This window comes from Pantoea sp. RCC30.1 (genome assembly GCF_058148845.1).
The window spans coordinates 1-15,669 of sequence record NZ_JBXUHX010000054.1; the positions used below are offsets into that span (position 1 = coordinate 1).

The window sequence follows — 15,669 nt, forward strand, 5'->3', positions numbered from 1 at the left end:
TGATCTCCTCGAAGGACATAATCAGTATGTCGGAAGATCTCTAAAAGTGAATGGTCCGGTTAAGCGGGATACTTACACTTTGGCTTGTTCAGCTTCAACCGGACGCTGGAGCTTATCTTGTTTGAGTTCAGTCGCAGAGCATCTTCCATCCTGACGGAGGAGCTTTAATTCGTTGAGTTTAAGACGTGCAGCGGCGAGAGAAGTCTGCGGGAAGTTGCCAATTTTGGCCTGAGCAAGTTTTCCAGTCACAGGACTCGTGTAACGGCAGAAAAAAGACTTAACACCAGTCGCACCACAGGAGACACGTAAACCACGATTTTCGCCAATATCAGCTTTATCTTTGTCACCCGGCTTCATCATTTCTATCGCTTTAAACGACAGTGGCTTTGCCTCTTGTTTTCCTGCCATAAAGACTCCGTTATCATGCTCCCTACGCATTTATGAAACGAAATGTAGGTTATGCTGTAAGTAGCCATATTTTACCAGGCTATAGGTTGGCAAACTACACTTTAACCTACATTTAAATGTAGGATTTCATGAAATCCAATGAGACAAAGTGAAACTCAATGAGAACAAAAAACATCACTAACTCATTAAAAATTAAGAAAATGAACATCGTAAACTGCTGAGTACATGAGAGAATATCGACGCCCACATCCCCATGATGCATTGGTGTGTTTATATCTCAGGCATCACACCAATCGCAAACATAATTAGGGCAATCATGGACAGCAAGATACTTAACGAAATAAGTAAATTTCTAAGTTATATTTTACGTCATAAACCTGACACCATCGGATTGCAACTTGATGTAGAAGGCTGGGCAGACATCAATTCTTTGATTATCGGCGCGGCGAAAGAAGGCCGCGTACTTGATCAGGCAATAATTCATACAGTAGTAAATAGCAGTGATAAGAAACGTTTTACTCTCTCCGAAGATGGCCAGCGTATTCGTGCAGTTCAGGGACATTCAACACCAGACGTGAACCTTCAATATATGGAGAAAAAACCGCCAGAATTCCTCTACCATGGCACTGCAACACGTTTTCTTGAATCTATTCTTCAGCAAGGATTGATTGCAGGTTCACGTCACCATGTGCATCTATCGCAGGAGACTCAGACGGCTATCGCCGTCGGGCAACGCTACGGTAAACCAATGGTTCTGAAGATTGAATCCCTGCGAATGTACCAACAGGGATTGACGTTTTTTCAGGCTGAAAATGACGTATGGTTAACGAGTCATGTCCCCGTTTATTTCATTTCGACGGAAAATTAACTTCATGAAAGTTCATTAGATAAAAATACCTCTGCTGCAAGCACATGGAACGTAAGATTCTCTGACAAAAACTGAATGCTAAAATGCTTCAATTCAGGCGGTTCATGGCTCGACGCGGAACGCCATGCTTTCAAATCTTCCCTTGCCCATTCGGAATTTCTAAACTCGGTTAACTTACCGAGCTGAAACTCACATGGGTCACCATCAAACTCAAACATGGTTCCTCCTGGGAATGGCTCGCGGATAAAACATCGCACAGACTTGAAAACGATCTCCCGTTTAATGGTCAGTACAACCTCTTCGCTATCAACGACAGCTTCCTTTTCATATTGAATATCAAGTATCACATCCGGGCCAACAGAGTAGAACGAGACTCTTGACTCACCATATCCTGGCAGCCACTCATAGGGATCTATTACTAGTCTTGGTTTAGCAATTTTCATGGACGCACCGACTTTAACTGCTCCGCGCCAGAAGGCGGCAACTTGTTATTTTTTAACTGGTCTGCCGCCAAATCATCGAATTTCTTACCTGGATAGGCCTCAACACCGGTCTGATTGCGTCCGAACCATTGACCTCGAGGGATGGATGCCTGCTCAAGTGCTGTAGAAGTTCGAGTATTCAAGATAAGGCGAGTCCCATTTATATCCACATAATCAATCGGAAGCTGCTCTGGCTTAACAACCCCTGTCTTCAAGGCCTCGGCTAAATCATCAACTGTTTTGATCGGTCTACCTGCAAGCTCTGAGTAAACCCTTTGCCCTTCTTCGCTAAAGGAACGATCAGATTTGATTCTATTTTGAGCAAAATTTGCTCCTGTTAACGCCCCTTTTTCTGAGTTAGCAGAAGTACCTGCGGCTTTTGTACCAATTTCTACAGTCGCCGCCGCTTTTCCTACTCCGCTGATCCCCGCAGCCCCCACCTGCGTCAGGCCATAAATTCCCTCAGAATAATCCGGAGAGACTCCCAACCCTTCCAGCAAATACGCACCGCTGGTTTTCTGGTTGACACCAGACAATAAGGTGTTAAAACCTGCATTAGCCGTATCTATCCCTGAGGCTGCCAGATAACCGCCTGCCAGGCAAGCTACACCCGCGGTGGTCGTGCATATTGCTGCCCCACCCAACGCCTGGAGTTCCCCGGCGGTAAATTGCGTCAGGCCACCTAAACGCGTCCCCACACCGTAGTGGGATAGCGCATCCCCGGTTTGATCACTAACCGAATACCCGAACATCGGCAAACTGGCACTGGCATAGCTGCCCATTGCGTAGATCAACTGGTTGCCGCTCTGTGATGCCAGTAGTGTACGCTCACTGGCATACGCATCACTGTTACCTAACTGTTCCAGCGCCTGCGCTTTCACATAATCCGCAGAACCTTCCGCAAACTCAGCGGAACATTTCACCAGCGCACAGGCCGCCGCTTTCAGACGCGCTTCTTTTTCTTTATCCCCACCGGACAATTGCTGGATCCGGGCTACTTCATCCGGGTGTAACTGGCGGTTATAGCGTTCAGCATCCAGTGAGACGGCTGCGCCAGACTGTGCACCGGTCGTTCCGCCAATCACTCCACCGACTGCACTGCCGCTCAGCGCCGCCGCCCACTGGGTGATGGCCCCCCTTTCATTGCGGTCCAGTTGTGTATTGTTACTCAGATAAGTATCGACCATCTGACTAAACGCTTCGCTGCTCATCCCGGCCAACCCGCCTGCTAACGCATTGCCGCCGCCGAAACTCGCCTGGATTGCCCCTATCACACCATGAATTGCGGCTTTTTCGGAGCTATTCGGTCCCCAGCCCATCGCCTCACCGAGATCACCAGCGGCTGAGTTCGCCATCTGCCCGAACACCGACGCCAGTTCTTGCTGCTCGGCAATTTTCTTCTCATCGAAAATTTTATTGATATGACCGTTAGCGTTGTCGGTATCGCGGCTTAACCCTGCAATATCCTGCGTCTGCTTCGCGCCATCCCGGATGACGATACTGCCCGCAGCAATGGCCGATTGCGTTGTACCTGAAGCGTCACCGCTGCTCTTAACACCAATAACAGGGACAACGCCCCCGCCGTTAACCCGCTCGCCTTTATTATTTTTTTCCGATGAAAAGCCACCGGCAAGCCCCTGGCTACTGGCACTGTACTGCGCTTCGTTATTGATATCGCTCCAGCCCAACGAACCGGTATCAAGCAGGTTCTTATCGGCTGTTGCAGTGCTCGCTATGACTGCACCATCCAGTTGGGTATGGTCGCCTACCGTAATATCGAACCCTTTATCCCCCGCAAACAACCCGCTTTGCTCACCAACGCTGGCATAGTCGCTGTCGGTTTTACTTTTATTAATACTCAGTGAGGCTGAACCGGTCATTGACCCGAAAGTGAAACTGGCACCGCCACTCACACTTTTCTGCTGGCTGTGGTACTCGTCAGTATCCTGCAGGCTGGTTATGGTCAGGTCGCGCCCCACCTCAGCAGTGATTTTTTCACCCAACACCTGCGCACCGGAAATAACCGTATCCCGTCCGCTGCTCAGGCTCAGCCCATCACTGGCGTTGACCCGCGTATTAACATATTCGGTACTCTTACCGTCAGCCGTTCCTTTTGACTGGTAACCGCTGGCCGACACACCAATTCCCGTCTCCTGACCCAGCGATATATGCACACCGACATTCCAGCCGCTGCTGTTATTCTTACTGGTTTGCTCGGTGTTGTTCGATGCGGCATCCAGCAGCAGATCATTCTGCGCCACAAGAGTGACATTATTGCCTGTCACACCGCTGCCGCTGATATGAAGATCACCGCTGGTACCTTTATTACCCGTAGCCACCAGCGTGGTATTTCCGCCTGCACTGAGGGTGCTGCCGCGTACCTGATTTTGCGTAGAACTGGATTCAGATGAGCTTTTACTCGAACCTACGCTGAGTTCCACCTTCACGGCGTTCAGATTGCCCTGGGCTACATCAGTCGCCATGGAAGAGGCGCCCGCGACAGCTATCCATGCGTTATCTGCAGCCTGCACGGCATACAGCGTTTTCAGCCGTTGGTCGCTGACCTCCCCACTCCGTTTCAGTGTGCTGTTCGCTGCAAGAATGGCATCGGTCACCGGGCTGGACACTGACAATGTCAGACCGCTCTTTTTCTGCTCGTAACTCTCTTTACGTCTCAACAGATCGTTACCGGGGTCAACCACAATTTCGCCCGCGACAACGTTCAGATTTTTATCGGCAATCACATCCGCACCGCTGATATGTGCTTTTTCACCGGCGATAATATTTGCGTTACCGCCGGTTGAACCAATAGTGCTAACACTTTGACTCTGAGTGGTACCATCTTCATTGAGCTGATGTCGCGATTGTGCGCTGCCAATCGTGACACCAAAACCACCGGTACCCATCAGCCCGCTTTTTTTAGTCTCACTCAGCCGGTAGCTGGAACTAGTGTCGGTGGCTGCAAGAATATTGACATCTTTCCCCGCCTTCAGCGTCACATCCCTGTCACCCACCACGGACGAGCCCTTCACCGTCAGGTCCTGCCCAGCGACAATTGACACCTTGTCGCCACTCAGCTGAGAGGCTTTCTCTGTGGTGGCATAGTCCTCTGCAACCGTGTGCTTGGTCGTGCCGGAGAACAGGTGTTTCTTGGTTTTGGTTTTTTCGTCGTAGCTGTACTGGCTTTCCTGCGCGGTGGTGATATTCACATCCCGCCCGGCGTTCAGGGTCAGGTCACCGGTGGCCTGTACTTGCGCGACCTGTGTCGTAATGTCACGCCCGGCGGCAATGCTGGTGCTTCCGCCGCTCACCACTGCCGTCCCTTCCTGCCCGACATTTTCACGGATACTCACGCTTTTGCTGCCGTGGGTTTCGCTGTAGGTGCTGGTCTGCTGCGCGTTCAGGTTGACGTCGCGACCGGCGCTGAGTGAGGCGTTGAGGTCGGCGGTCAGTTGCGCCGCCTGCGAGTTAAGGTCGCGCCCGGCGCTGAGCGTCAGGTCACCGCCGCTGCTCACCACCGTGCGGGTGGCGTTGTTGCTGTCAGCCTCATTTTTGCCGCTGGTCTGATGGCTGCTCTGGTCCATCGTGTTGAGGTTGATGTCGTTGACTGCCGCCAGCGTGGCGTCGCCTTTGGCGGTGACGGCGCTGCCCGCCACGGTCAGGTCGTGTCCCGCGCTGGCCGATAAATTACCGCCCGCGCTGACCGTGCTGGCCTGGCTGTCGGTGGTCCGCGCGCTGCTTTTTGCTGTGGCTTTGCTGGTGCTGAGCGCGTTGCCGGTGATGTTAACGTCTTTCAGCGCCACCAGTTGCAGGTCACTGCCCGCCGTGAGCCGGGCACCGGTGTTGTTGATGTCGTGACCGGCGGTGAGCGAAAGCCCGTCAGTGGCCGAGATACCAGCTACGTCGCCGGTCTGGGTCTGGCTGAAAGTCAGCTGAGACGTTTTGTTTTTGCTGGTGGTCGGCGCGGCAACCCACTGCTGCGCCTGCGTGACGTTATTGATATCGCCGCTGACCGAGGCCAGCGCCACGGTCTGCCCGCTAATGGAGGAACCGATATTATTGATATCGCCCAGCGCGCTCAGCTGCAGGCTGCCGTTAGAGGCAATCAGCCCGGCATTGAGGTTATCCAGCGAACTGCTGCTTTTTGCCGCCAGTTGCGTCTGGCCCTGCAGGGTACTGCCCGCGTTGACGATGTGTCCGGCGTCGAGATTGACGGTGTTCCCGGAAATCACGCTGCCGGTCACCGCGTGGGTGTCGTTGGCAGAAAGATAGAGTTTAGGGGCCAGAACCGTCTGGCCGTTGACGGTGGTTTTCTCCCACCAGACGATGCTTTTGGTCAGCGCCGCGACCTGTTCTGGCGACAGGCTGATGCCCGGTTGCAGGCCCAGACCAGCCTGCTGTTCGGCGGCGTTGTCGATCAGGTACTGCATCTGCGCGAGGTCTGACCCTGTGCCGCCGACGTAACGCTGCCCGGTCTGACTGAGCACGGCGTTATCGACATAACGGGTATCGAAGGCGGCATCGCCGAGGAATTTATAGTCGTAATCCGGCGTCAGCTTCAGCCGGTCCATAAAGTAGGCCGAGCCGAGGAATTTGCTCTCGTCGGTATAGACGGGTGCCGTTTCAATGCGCGGGCCGGAAGGTGTGCCCGGCTGTACGGCAGACGTCAGCATGCCGGACGTCGGGTGCGCGAGATAATCATTAAGCGAATTAAACAGCGAAGGATCAGTTTTCCCCAGACTGCCCAGTTGCGGGTTGGTGGTGATCAGATACGGGCTGGCAGGATTGGTGCTCGCCACAAACAAACCGTTATTGCCGGTCGGCAGCGGGTAATCCGTCAGGGCAGCCCCCTGATTGCCAATTTGCTTTAACGCATCGGTGACGGAATTGTTCCACTGAACGGATCCGACGGCCAGGTTTTGAGCGGATGCCAGTTGTTTGCTTTGCAAACCGCTGACCTGTTGCAGACCCGACGTGCCGTTCAGTGACGGTGCGCTTATCGCATGGGATAAACCGCCTGCATTAGCGGAGGTCGTGGTATTGCTGATATTATTACTGAAACTGGCGTTAACCGCCCCACCGGCCTGAATAACGGCGCGGAGACCTTCACCGGTGCTGAGGGTTTCGTATACCGGGGCGCCTGAGAGGGTATAGGTGACAGTCGAGTTTACTGAGTTTGCTCTGCCGTCATGGTAGTTATTAGCCGCGCGTTCAGAGCTAATTTTATTTTTAACATCGAAATCAGAAGAATGTTCAGCGCCTAATTTGCCATTATAGGTGTATGCAATATATTCGTTCTGGGCACTGTTAAGGTACGACTGGTTGTTTAAATTATTACCAGATAGTCCAATACTCCCCCCGGCTAAAATACTGCTGCTGATGTTGTCTAACGTGCCCGCATAGGCATTCAGATTCCTATTAGCCGCTATACGTCCCATCCCTCCATTCGCACTGGCAGAAAGGATAGTTGAACCCACAAGGTATTTTTGTACAGACCCCTTCTGGTTCGGTGCTAAGTGGTCTTGGGTTGTTGAGTAACCGAAACTTCCTCCAGCACCATCAGGGTCAGGGTCGCTATACCAATGATCTGTTTGGTAGATACCTAATTCGTCATTATCCAAATCCCCTAAACGTACCTGAATCGAACTGGCCCCACTCGATGCCGGGCTGTTCGCCGCTGCCTGATACGAACTCGACGTACTCAGCCCGTCACGCTGATTCAGCAGATGGCTGCTGTTGAGGGTGATATCGCCGTTTGTAGTCTCAATATCCCCCGATGTGTTGACCACTTCGCTGTTGGCGTTGCCCGCCGCGTCCCGCTGCAACCACAGGCTGTTGCCTGCCAGAATATCGCCGTAGTTATTGTGAATACTGTCGGCCAGCAACTGCATGTTGTTACCGGCGTACAGCAGCGCGCTGTTCGTCAGTTGCCCGGCTGCGGACATCACCACGTTGCCTGCCCCGCCGACAAAGCCGCTGTTGTTAAGCACGCCACGGCTGGCGAGGCGGATATCCCCGCCGGACTGCACGCTGCCGCTGCCGTTGAGCTGGATGTTGCTGGCGTCCACGCCCACCGTACCGTCGCCACCGCGCAGCTGACCGCTGTTGGTAAAGTTGCCCGTGGAACTGAGCTGGATACCGTTGCCCTGCAGGGTGCCGAGCACGTTCAGGTCGCCCTGCGTGCTGAGATTGAGGTTCTGCCCCGCTGCCAGCGTGCCGGTCTGGGTAAAGCCCGAACCGAGTTGCAGCGTCATATCCCCCAGCGCCAGCAGGCTGCCTGCCTGATTCAGCACCGGCGTCACCAACGTCAGGTTGCCTGCGCTATAGAGTTTTCCGCCCGCTTGGTTGTCGGCGTTCTGAACGTTAAGCCCCAGCGACTGGCTGCCCAATACCGTGCCGGTGTTATGCAGTTCGTTACCGGTAAGCGTCAGCCGGTCGCCCTGAAGCTGGCCCTGATTGGTCATCTGCGTGACGTTCAGCGCGCTGTCGCCCTGCCCGGTCAGCGTACCGCTGTTGTTGAGCGAGCCGCCGGTCATGGTCAGGCCCTGCGCCTGCAGTACGCCGCTGTTGGTAAGCACCGGTGCAGACACTGTCAGCCTGCCGCCGGTCACTAAGGTGCCCTGATTGTTGAGGTTACCGGTGAGGGTCAGATGGCTGACGCCGTCGCCCTGCATCTGACCCTGATTGAGCAGCGACTGCGCGCCCAAATCTAACGTGCCCTGACTGCGCACGGTGCCGCCGCTCAGGTTGGTGATGCCGTTTTGTACCGTACCCTGCAGGCTTTTCTGGCCCTGTAACTGCCCGGCGTTTAAAATACTGTTGGTGGTGAGCGTCAGGTTACCGGCCTGAAGAGTGCCGCTGTTAGCAATATTCCCGGCGTTCAGCGTGGCGGTGCCGCCGCTGAGTAATGTGCCGCCCTGCTGAACCTGAAGTTGCCCGCTGAGCGTGGCCGCAAGCGCGCTGACACCGCTGATGCCGCCGCTGCTGGTCAGCGCACCGCCGGTCAGGGTCAGGTTATCCGCCGACCAGTTCCCCTGATTATTCAGGTTCGCCGCCTGCAAAATAGCCAGACCGGTGGAAATTATTTTGCCCTGCGCCTGCGTGTTGAGCGCACCACTCAGGTTGAGGTTGGCGCGCGAGGCGGTCTGGATCGCGCCGTTAAGATCTAACTGACCAGCGTGTACATCGGCGCTGTCGGCCTGCCAGCTGCCGTTGTTGGTGACGTGCGCGGCGGTGACGGTGAGTGCGCCCTGCGTCAGCATCTTGCCGGACGTGGCGTTGGTTAAATCCTGCTGCAGTTGCGCCGTCAGGCCCTTCAGGCCAATCAGGTTACCGCTGTTGTCCGCGTTGTTCGCCGTAAGCGCCAGCGTGTCGCCCTGTATTTGCCCCTGATTGGTCAGATGGTTAGCCGTCACCGTGGCGGTTTTATCGCTGAGCAACTGGCCACTGTTTTCCAGCGTGGCGGCGTTCAACGTGACTTTACCGGATGAGAGCAGGCTGCCGCCGTTGGTGAGATCACCCTGCATCTGCGCGTTCAGGCCATTCGTGCCTAATGCCGTGCCGCCGTTGGTAAGGCTGTTGCCGGTCAGGGTAATCTGGCTGCCCTGTAGCCTGCCCTGATTCTGGGTATCACCCACCCGGACACCCAGCGTGCCGCCGGACAATACCTGCCCCTGCGTACCGTTGGTTAACGTACTGGCGGTGAGCGTGGTGCCGCCGTTGCCCTGCATCAGCCCGTTGTTGCTGATACCCGTGGCATTCACGCCGACCGTTTGTGCCAGAAGCTGGCCGTTGTTGATGACGGTCGGTGCCGCTACAGTCAGTTCGTTACCCGCAGATATCACGCCCGCGTTCTGATTGGTCAGGCTGCCGGTGACATTCACGCCGACGTTACCGCCCGACACGTTGCCCTGATTGACCAGCGTCTGGCCTGCCAGCGTCATCTGGTTCTGCGCAGACAGGCTGCCTTGCTGCTGCAAGGTACCGGCTTTCACATGCAGGCCGTCGTCGGCGGTGATGGCACCGTTGTTGGTCAGCAAGGTGGCCGTGATATCCACATTGTCCGCGCCCAGCGCCGCGCCGTTGGTCAGCGTACCGGCCTGCACCGTCAGCGTGCCCGGTGTCACCAGTTTCCCGGCCAGATCGGCTTTTTCAGACGCACTGATTCCCAGCGCGTTTTTACCCTGCGTCTGCGAGCCGTTGCCGGTAGTAAGCTGTTGCGCGGTCAGCGCCGCGTTGCCGTCGGCGGAGAGAAAACCCTTTAAGTTCGCGGTATCCGCACTGAGGTTCACATCGCCTTGGCTGGACTGTACCGATCCGGCGCGGGTGGTCAGCGCGATGGCGTTAAGCGTTGCCCCCTGCGTGCCTGTCAGCGTACCGCCCAGATCCGCCTGAGCGGTGTTGAGCGTAAGCTGACCGCCTGCCAGTAAGGTTGCCGCATTGTCGTTTGTCACGTCGTCCGCGGTCAGCGCTAAGTCGCCGCGGGTGGCGGTCAGCCCCTGATTATTGAACTGATTCAGGGTCAGCGTCTGGTCACCGCCGGACTGCGCCGTGCCGTTGTTATTGAAGGTGTCGCCGTCAAGCTGCTGCGTGCCGAGGGACTGCAGCAGGCCGTTATTGGTCAGGGTGCCGAAGCTGAACTGCCCGTTGCGGTTGGCGGCCAGCGTGCCGCCGTTGCTGAAGTTGTTCGAGGTAAAGGCCAGGTCACGCCCGGCAATCAGGCTGCCGGACCAATGCCCGCCGCTGGCAACCGTGGCCTGAACGTTATTTTGTGCCGAGGTTTTACCGCCCTGCGCGGCATTCAGCCGGTCAGCGTTAATCGAAAGAGTATTGCCCGCGCTGGTGGTGCCGTCGAGCTGCTGCTGGCGGGCGGATAACTGCATATCTTCCGTGGAGGCCAGCGAACCGGTGCCGGTCACCTGCAATGTACCGCCACCGGCTTCCAGCGTGTTGCCGTCGAGCGCACCGGCCAGCGTGGCGCTGCCGGTTACCGTCAGGGATAAATCTATATCGCTGTGAACGGTACCCAGCGCCCCGACGGACAGATCCGTAGCGTTCAGGCCCACGTTGCCGGAGGTCGACAGCTGGCCGCCCAGCTTCTGCTGCGCGGCATTGAGCTGAATATCCCCGAGACTGGTGATCAGCGAGTTTTGCCCGGCGTTCAGGGAAGTACTGTTGAGCGTCAGGCCATTTTTGCCGGTCAGCGTGCCGTCCACGTTCATCTGACCACCGCCGATGTTCAGCCGGTCACCGGCAAACAGCGAGCCCTGTTCACCCACGGCCATCTGGTCAGCAACCTGTAAATCCAGCCCCTGCTGCGAACCGATCAGCCCCTGATTGCTGAGGGTATTAGCGGTGATGTTTTGCGCGCCGCCGGACTGCATTTTGCCGCTGTTGTTCAGTTCGCTGGCGTTCAGGAACTGTGTGCCCTGCGCCTGGATCAGGCCGCCGTTGGTCAGCGTTTGTGCCCGCAATTGTGCGTTACCGCCCGCCGCCAGTGTGCCGTTGCTGGTGAGGTCACCCGCCGATGTCAGCGCCATATCGCCGCCCGACTGCTGGGTGCCGTTAAGCGCAATGGCCTGCGCATTCGCCGTCAGCTTGCCGGTGGCGGTCGCATTACTCAGCGTCAGCCTGCCGCTGGCGTCAATCTGCATATCGCCGACCGAGGCGTTCAGGTTGCCGAGGTTAACCCCGACGCCTTTGTCGCTGGAGACCAGATGAATGCGGTTGGCGTACATGCCGCCGAGCGCGCCGGTGTCAATCGCCACCGCCGGTACGCCTGCGCCAGATATCGGCGTGGCATTGCCCTGCGCATCGACGTGATTGGCACCTAAGGTGACGTTCAGGTCTCTGGCGTACAGCCCGGCGTTAATCTGCGCGGCGCGGGAAATTAGTGAAAAAGAATCGCTCGTGCGGGCATCCAGCCCCTGACCTTCAACGGTGATCGCACCCTGCGTGACCTCGAGGGACTGCAGCGAGCCATCCGCATTCAGCACCGGTTTACCGGTGGTCAGCGTGGCGTTCGGGGTGTTGAGGAAGCCGCAGCCGTTACAGGTGATGCCGTAGGGGTTGGCGACCATGACGTTGGCGGCTTTACCGGCGACCTCCATGTAGCCGTTAAGCTGCGAAGGGTTCGACGACACCACTTCGTTAATGATGCCCTTCGCTTCCTGACCTGCCGTAAGATTGGGGTTATTTTGAATCAGCCCGCCCAACTGAGTCTGGGTCAGTTTACCGGTGGCATTATTGAGGATGAGGCCCTCCTGGCCGACGTTGAAGTCGTTGTATTTGTTATGCGAAATCCCGGACTGATTCGGGGTGGCGATGTTCACCACCGGCACGCCGTTACCCGCCTGATCGGTGCGGGTGTTGCCTTCGGCTGCCGTGATACCGGCCGCAAATGCGGGCATCACCGGTTGCCAGACCAGCCATCCCATCAGCCCGTACGCCAGTGCCTTACGCCATAACGTGACCGGTTGCTCTGTGATCGATTTCATCGCCGAATTCCTTCTCTCTTATGTAGAGGTACAACGCTAAAGTACAAAACCGATACGGTAGTAGACCGTGACGCGATCCGGTGCCAGTGAGTCCGGATAGCTCAGCGGCCAGCCGACGGTAAACTGGCTGGAGAAATGTGCGTTACTGCTCGATAAACCCACCGACCCGCCCCATAAGGTGCCGGACGCATTGGTGTCGTGATTGCTGCGCTGCAGGTAGCCGCCGTCAAGCGCAGTCACGGCGCTGATTTGTCCGAGCACCGGCAGCGTGAACAGTTGGGTATCCAGCTCATTACGCCAGTAGCCGCCGTTGTCGCCGGAAAGGTATTGCTCTTTGAACCCGCGCACCGAGCTTTCGCCGCCAATCGTCAGGCGTTCGCTGCCGTATAGACGGTCATCGCCCCACTGGCCGTAGGCGCTGGTCAGCCAGATAACTTTTTGCGTGACAGGCCGGTAATAGCTGGTGGACAGCGTCCATTTGGAGAACTCCGCACGCGGGGCATCCGGGTTTTTATCTTCATCGCTTTCGCCGCCAAACCACGGCACGCCACGGCTGAACGCCGGGTTAAGCGTGGCGTATCCGCCCCAGAGTTTCTGGCTGTGATTAATGCCTGCGGTCCAATTAGTCAGGCTGCGGGTGCTGCTTTCCAGCGGCGCGTCGTTGAGATAATTTCGGTTGAGGCGGTGCGTCAGCCCGAGGCTGGCGGCGGTTTTCATGTCGCCGTTGCGAAACAGCACGCGGGAAAGGGTGAAACGGTGCGCCTGGCTGTCGCCGGTGGAGCGCCACAGATAGCCCTGCGATTCAATGGTGCTCAGGTAGTCGCTGTAGCTGTAGTTGTAATCAAACAGCCAGTAGCCGTAAGGCAGATTAACGCCCGCCTGCACGCTTTTCGCGTCGTGGTCGCTTGCGCCGTCGCTGCTGCGTGGCGCACTGACATACCACTGGTCCGCCAGCCCGAGTAGGTTATTGCCGGTCAGCGAGCCGCTGAACTGTCCGGTTCCGGTGCTTTTCTGCCCTGAGTTGTCAAAACCGGCGCTGGCCTGCAGCGGGAACTCAGGCTTTGAGGTGAGGTTGACGATAGAGTATCCCGGCTGGCTGCCGGGCTGGATTTCAATCTGCACCGGCGTTTTGCGCAGCCGGTTAATCTGCTCCATCCCCTGTTCGATATCGCGCAGGTTAAGGATATTGCCGGTCAGCCCCGGAAACGCCATCGCCAGCATTGCGCCGCGCTGGTTTTCCATTTTGATGGCTTCGAGTTTGCCTTCCATCACCGTGAGTTGCAGCGTGCCGGAAGATAAATCCTGTTCGGTGAGAAACGCGCGGCTGGTGATGTAACCCTGGCCGATATACCAGTCGGAGACCTGTTTTACCAGCGTGTTAATCCGGCCAATGCCGAGGCACTGTTGCAGGTAGGGTTGAGTGAGTTTTTGCCGGATGTGCGCGAGCATATGGTCTGCGCCGCTGAGGGTAATATCGTGGATATCAAAGCACGGGCCGCCGGATTGCGCTGGGGTTTGCGGTGCGGGGGCGACTGACGTGCTGCGCTCCAGTTCCTGACGCTGCTGCTGGTTCTGCTGCAGAAGTTGCCGCTGCTGCTGTTCGATACTGTCGCGGTCGGCGGGGCTGAGCGGCGCGGCGTGAGCGTTGAAAGAGAGCAGTACAGCCAGAGCCATCGGAGTCCGGTTTCGCCATTGCTGTTGACACAGAAGACGCAGGGTTGTCGCGCGGAAAAATACAGCAACAGAACTAATGATTTCCATATCCGGACTTTTCCCTCTCCTGTCCAGCTTCCTTTTACGCCACAAAAATCAGCGTCAGAAGTGGCTTTAGCTTTGATTAATGAGTAAACATTCAGCTGCTATCGGCACAAGTGCGATTTACTTTAGGTGTTTTGTTTAAACATTAAGAAAAAGTTTAATGAGGCGAAGCAATCACCATGCATAAGAAAACATGGTTTGTAGGGGTAATGGATCCTATGCTGCTTCCAGCAGCCATGTAAAAGATGCTATCTATCCGCCGCACCGTCTGGCCGACAACGGCGAGAACGTGATTGTGCTCACTTATCTTAAACCGCCATCTCCGGACAGCTTTTAGAGCTTACGTTAACGATGCCCGCTGACGTCGGTATTTACCTTTGGGGAGAGATATCCCAACGCACTGTGCGGAGAGTTTTCATCATAATGATTGAACGCCGCGCCAGGGTTCTATAGCGCCGTTAGCACATCGGGTTTTGGCATGAACGTGGGAGAGTCTTCGTTCGTCGTTTTCACGAACTGCTCGGCCATACCGTTACGCTGTTGGCGGCTTAATACCCTTGCGCAAACATCCAGATTCCATTATCAGACTAAGGCCTAGGTGAGATAACATTAATGCTTCAATACGATCTCCAGATACGGGTGGATCCAGTCCTTTTTCACATCAATTTCCCTGAGAGAAACAAACCCGTCGTGCTCCAGCGCACATATACTCTTATGCGTGGCAACAAAATCGTAGATAGCCTTGCTTTCCAAGCTTTGCAACATATGGGACAACAATTTACGGCGCATGACATTCTTCCTCCACGTCTCCCCAGCAGCCACATCCTTATAAGTCGTGTTGAAGGGCTGCCCAACCGCATTGGTGACACACGTTCCATACCGATTTTTCGTACCCGTGGACAGATAGTGATCAAGCAACGTAGCCAGATCTCCGCGTAGTGGCTCCAAAAGTCGGCCCCAGCGTTTGAGCTCGCGGTTTGCCTTACCCTTCCCCAGCCTGCGGTTTAACAGAAGAACGGTCTTTGATTTGAATGAAAGGCTGACATATCCGGCACTGAACACGCTGGAAAACCGGAATTGCTTCACCAGATTTTCCGATACCTTCAGCACACGGCAGATATAAACGGTATCCAGCACCTTAAGACTCTTGTCAGGTATGCCAATAGCTAACAGTTCATGACTAAGGATCTCAAGCTGGCATCCTTTAATATCGTAGTTGTAGCCAGAGCCCAGGCATGCCCACTTCATCTCCGACTGTAAATTTTGGAACCCTAAACCGATTTCAAAAGAACGCCCGCCAATCCTGGCTGTTTTATAGGATTGGCGATATGACACGATTAAAGGTGAGTCTTGCACCCGATCAACACCGATTTCAGCCAAGTATGAGAGAAAGTTGAAAATGAACAGTTTGTTCTTTGACGTTGGATGATCATGGTGGTACTTCAGCAACGCCGTAAGATTAATGTGCAGCGGTTCTAGATTGCCCCATACCTCAGTAACACGCTTCCTGAACAGTGCGTTCGGGATATCACGTTTCGATTGTTGATGTTTAAACTGACTTGCACGATTGATCGCTTCTCCGATCAGCTCATCAAACGTATAGTTTTTCCGTTTATTGATGATATCCGTCAGATAATGGTAACGGTCAGTCCTGCGC

5 protein-coding genes and 2 pseudogenes are annotated in these 15,669 nt (G+C 55.5%); 1 reads left to right on the top strand and 6 read right to left on the bottom strand.

Annotation, left to right across the window (positions count from 1 at the left end):
• Window positions 1-75 precede the first annotated feature (75 nt).
• Window positions 76-408 (bottom strand): annotated as a pseudogene (locus AC2LB6_RS23760) (Arm DNA-binding domain-containing protein); the annotation flags it as partial.
• A gap of 316 nt (window positions 409-724) precedes the next feature.
• Between AC2LB6_RS23760 and AC2LB6_RS23765 the strand changes: the two are divergent.
• Complete coding sequence (locus AC2LB6_RS23765; protein ID WP_490095353.1) at window positions 725-1,276, top strand: RNA 2'-phosphotransferase; 552 nt, start codon at window positions 725-727, stop codon at window positions 1,274-1,276.
• Window positions 1,277-1,278: 2 nt separating this feature from the next.
• On the opposite strand, the gene AC2LB6_RS23770 is transcribed toward AC2LB6_RS23765, so the two are convergent.
• The 5 genes and pseudogenes from AC2LB6_RS23770 to AC2LB6_RS23790 all read right to left on the bottom strand — a co-directional run.
• Window positions 1,279-1,719 (bottom strand): hypothetical protein, encoded by a 441-nt coding sequence (locus AC2LB6_RS23770; protein WP_490095354.1) that lies wholly within the window; start codon window positions 1,717-1,719, stop codon window positions 1,279-1,281.
• On the bottom strand, window positions 1,716-12,254 hold the full coding sequence (locus AC2LB6_RS23775) for a hemagglutinin repeat-containing protein (protein ID WP_490095355.1): 10,539 nt from the start codon (window positions 12,252-12,254) through the stop codon (window positions 1,716-1,718). The genes AC2LB6_RS23770 and AC2LB6_RS23775 overlap by 4 nt, the downstream gene beginning before the upstream one ends.
• Window positions 12,255-12,290: 36 nt before the next feature.
• The gene (locus tag AC2LB6_RS23780; protein ID WP_490095356.1) at window positions 12,291-13,928 is read right to left on the bottom strand and encodes a ShlB/FhaC/HecB family hemolysin secretion/activation protein; all 1,638 of its coding nucleotides are present in this window, start codon (window positions 13,926-13,928) and stop codon (window positions 12,291-12,293) included.
• Between the two features lie 424 nt (window positions 13,929-14,352).
• Window positions 14,353-14,552 (bottom strand): annotated as a pseudogene (locus AC2LB6_RS23785) (integrase core domain-containing protein); the annotation flags it as partial.
• 69 nt (window positions 14,553-14,621) lie between these two features.
• Window positions 14,622-15,669, bottom strand: a 1,048-nt coding sequence (locus AC2LB6_RS23790; protein WP_490095357.1) for a hypothetical protein, incomplete at its 5' end; no start/stop codon positions are given.

Excerpts from the sequence above, each read along its gene's own strand:
- AC2LB6_RS23765 (WP_490095353.1), top strand. The coding sequence starts at position 725 with ATGGACAGCAAGATACTTAACGAAATAAGTAAATTTCTAAGTTATATT.
- AC2LB6_RS23770 (WP_490095354.1), bottom strand. The coding sequence starts at position 1,719 with ATGAAAATTGCTAAACCAAGACTAGTAATAGATCCCTATGAGTGGCTG.
- AC2LB6_RS23775 (WP_490095355.1), bottom strand. The coding sequence starts at position 12,254 with ATGAAATCGATCACAGAGCAACCGGTCACGTTATGGCGTAAGGCACTG.
- AC2LB6_RS23780 (WP_490095356.1), bottom strand. The coding sequence starts at position 13,928 with ATGGCTCTGGCTGTACTGCTCTCTTTCAACGCTCACGCCGCGCCGCTC.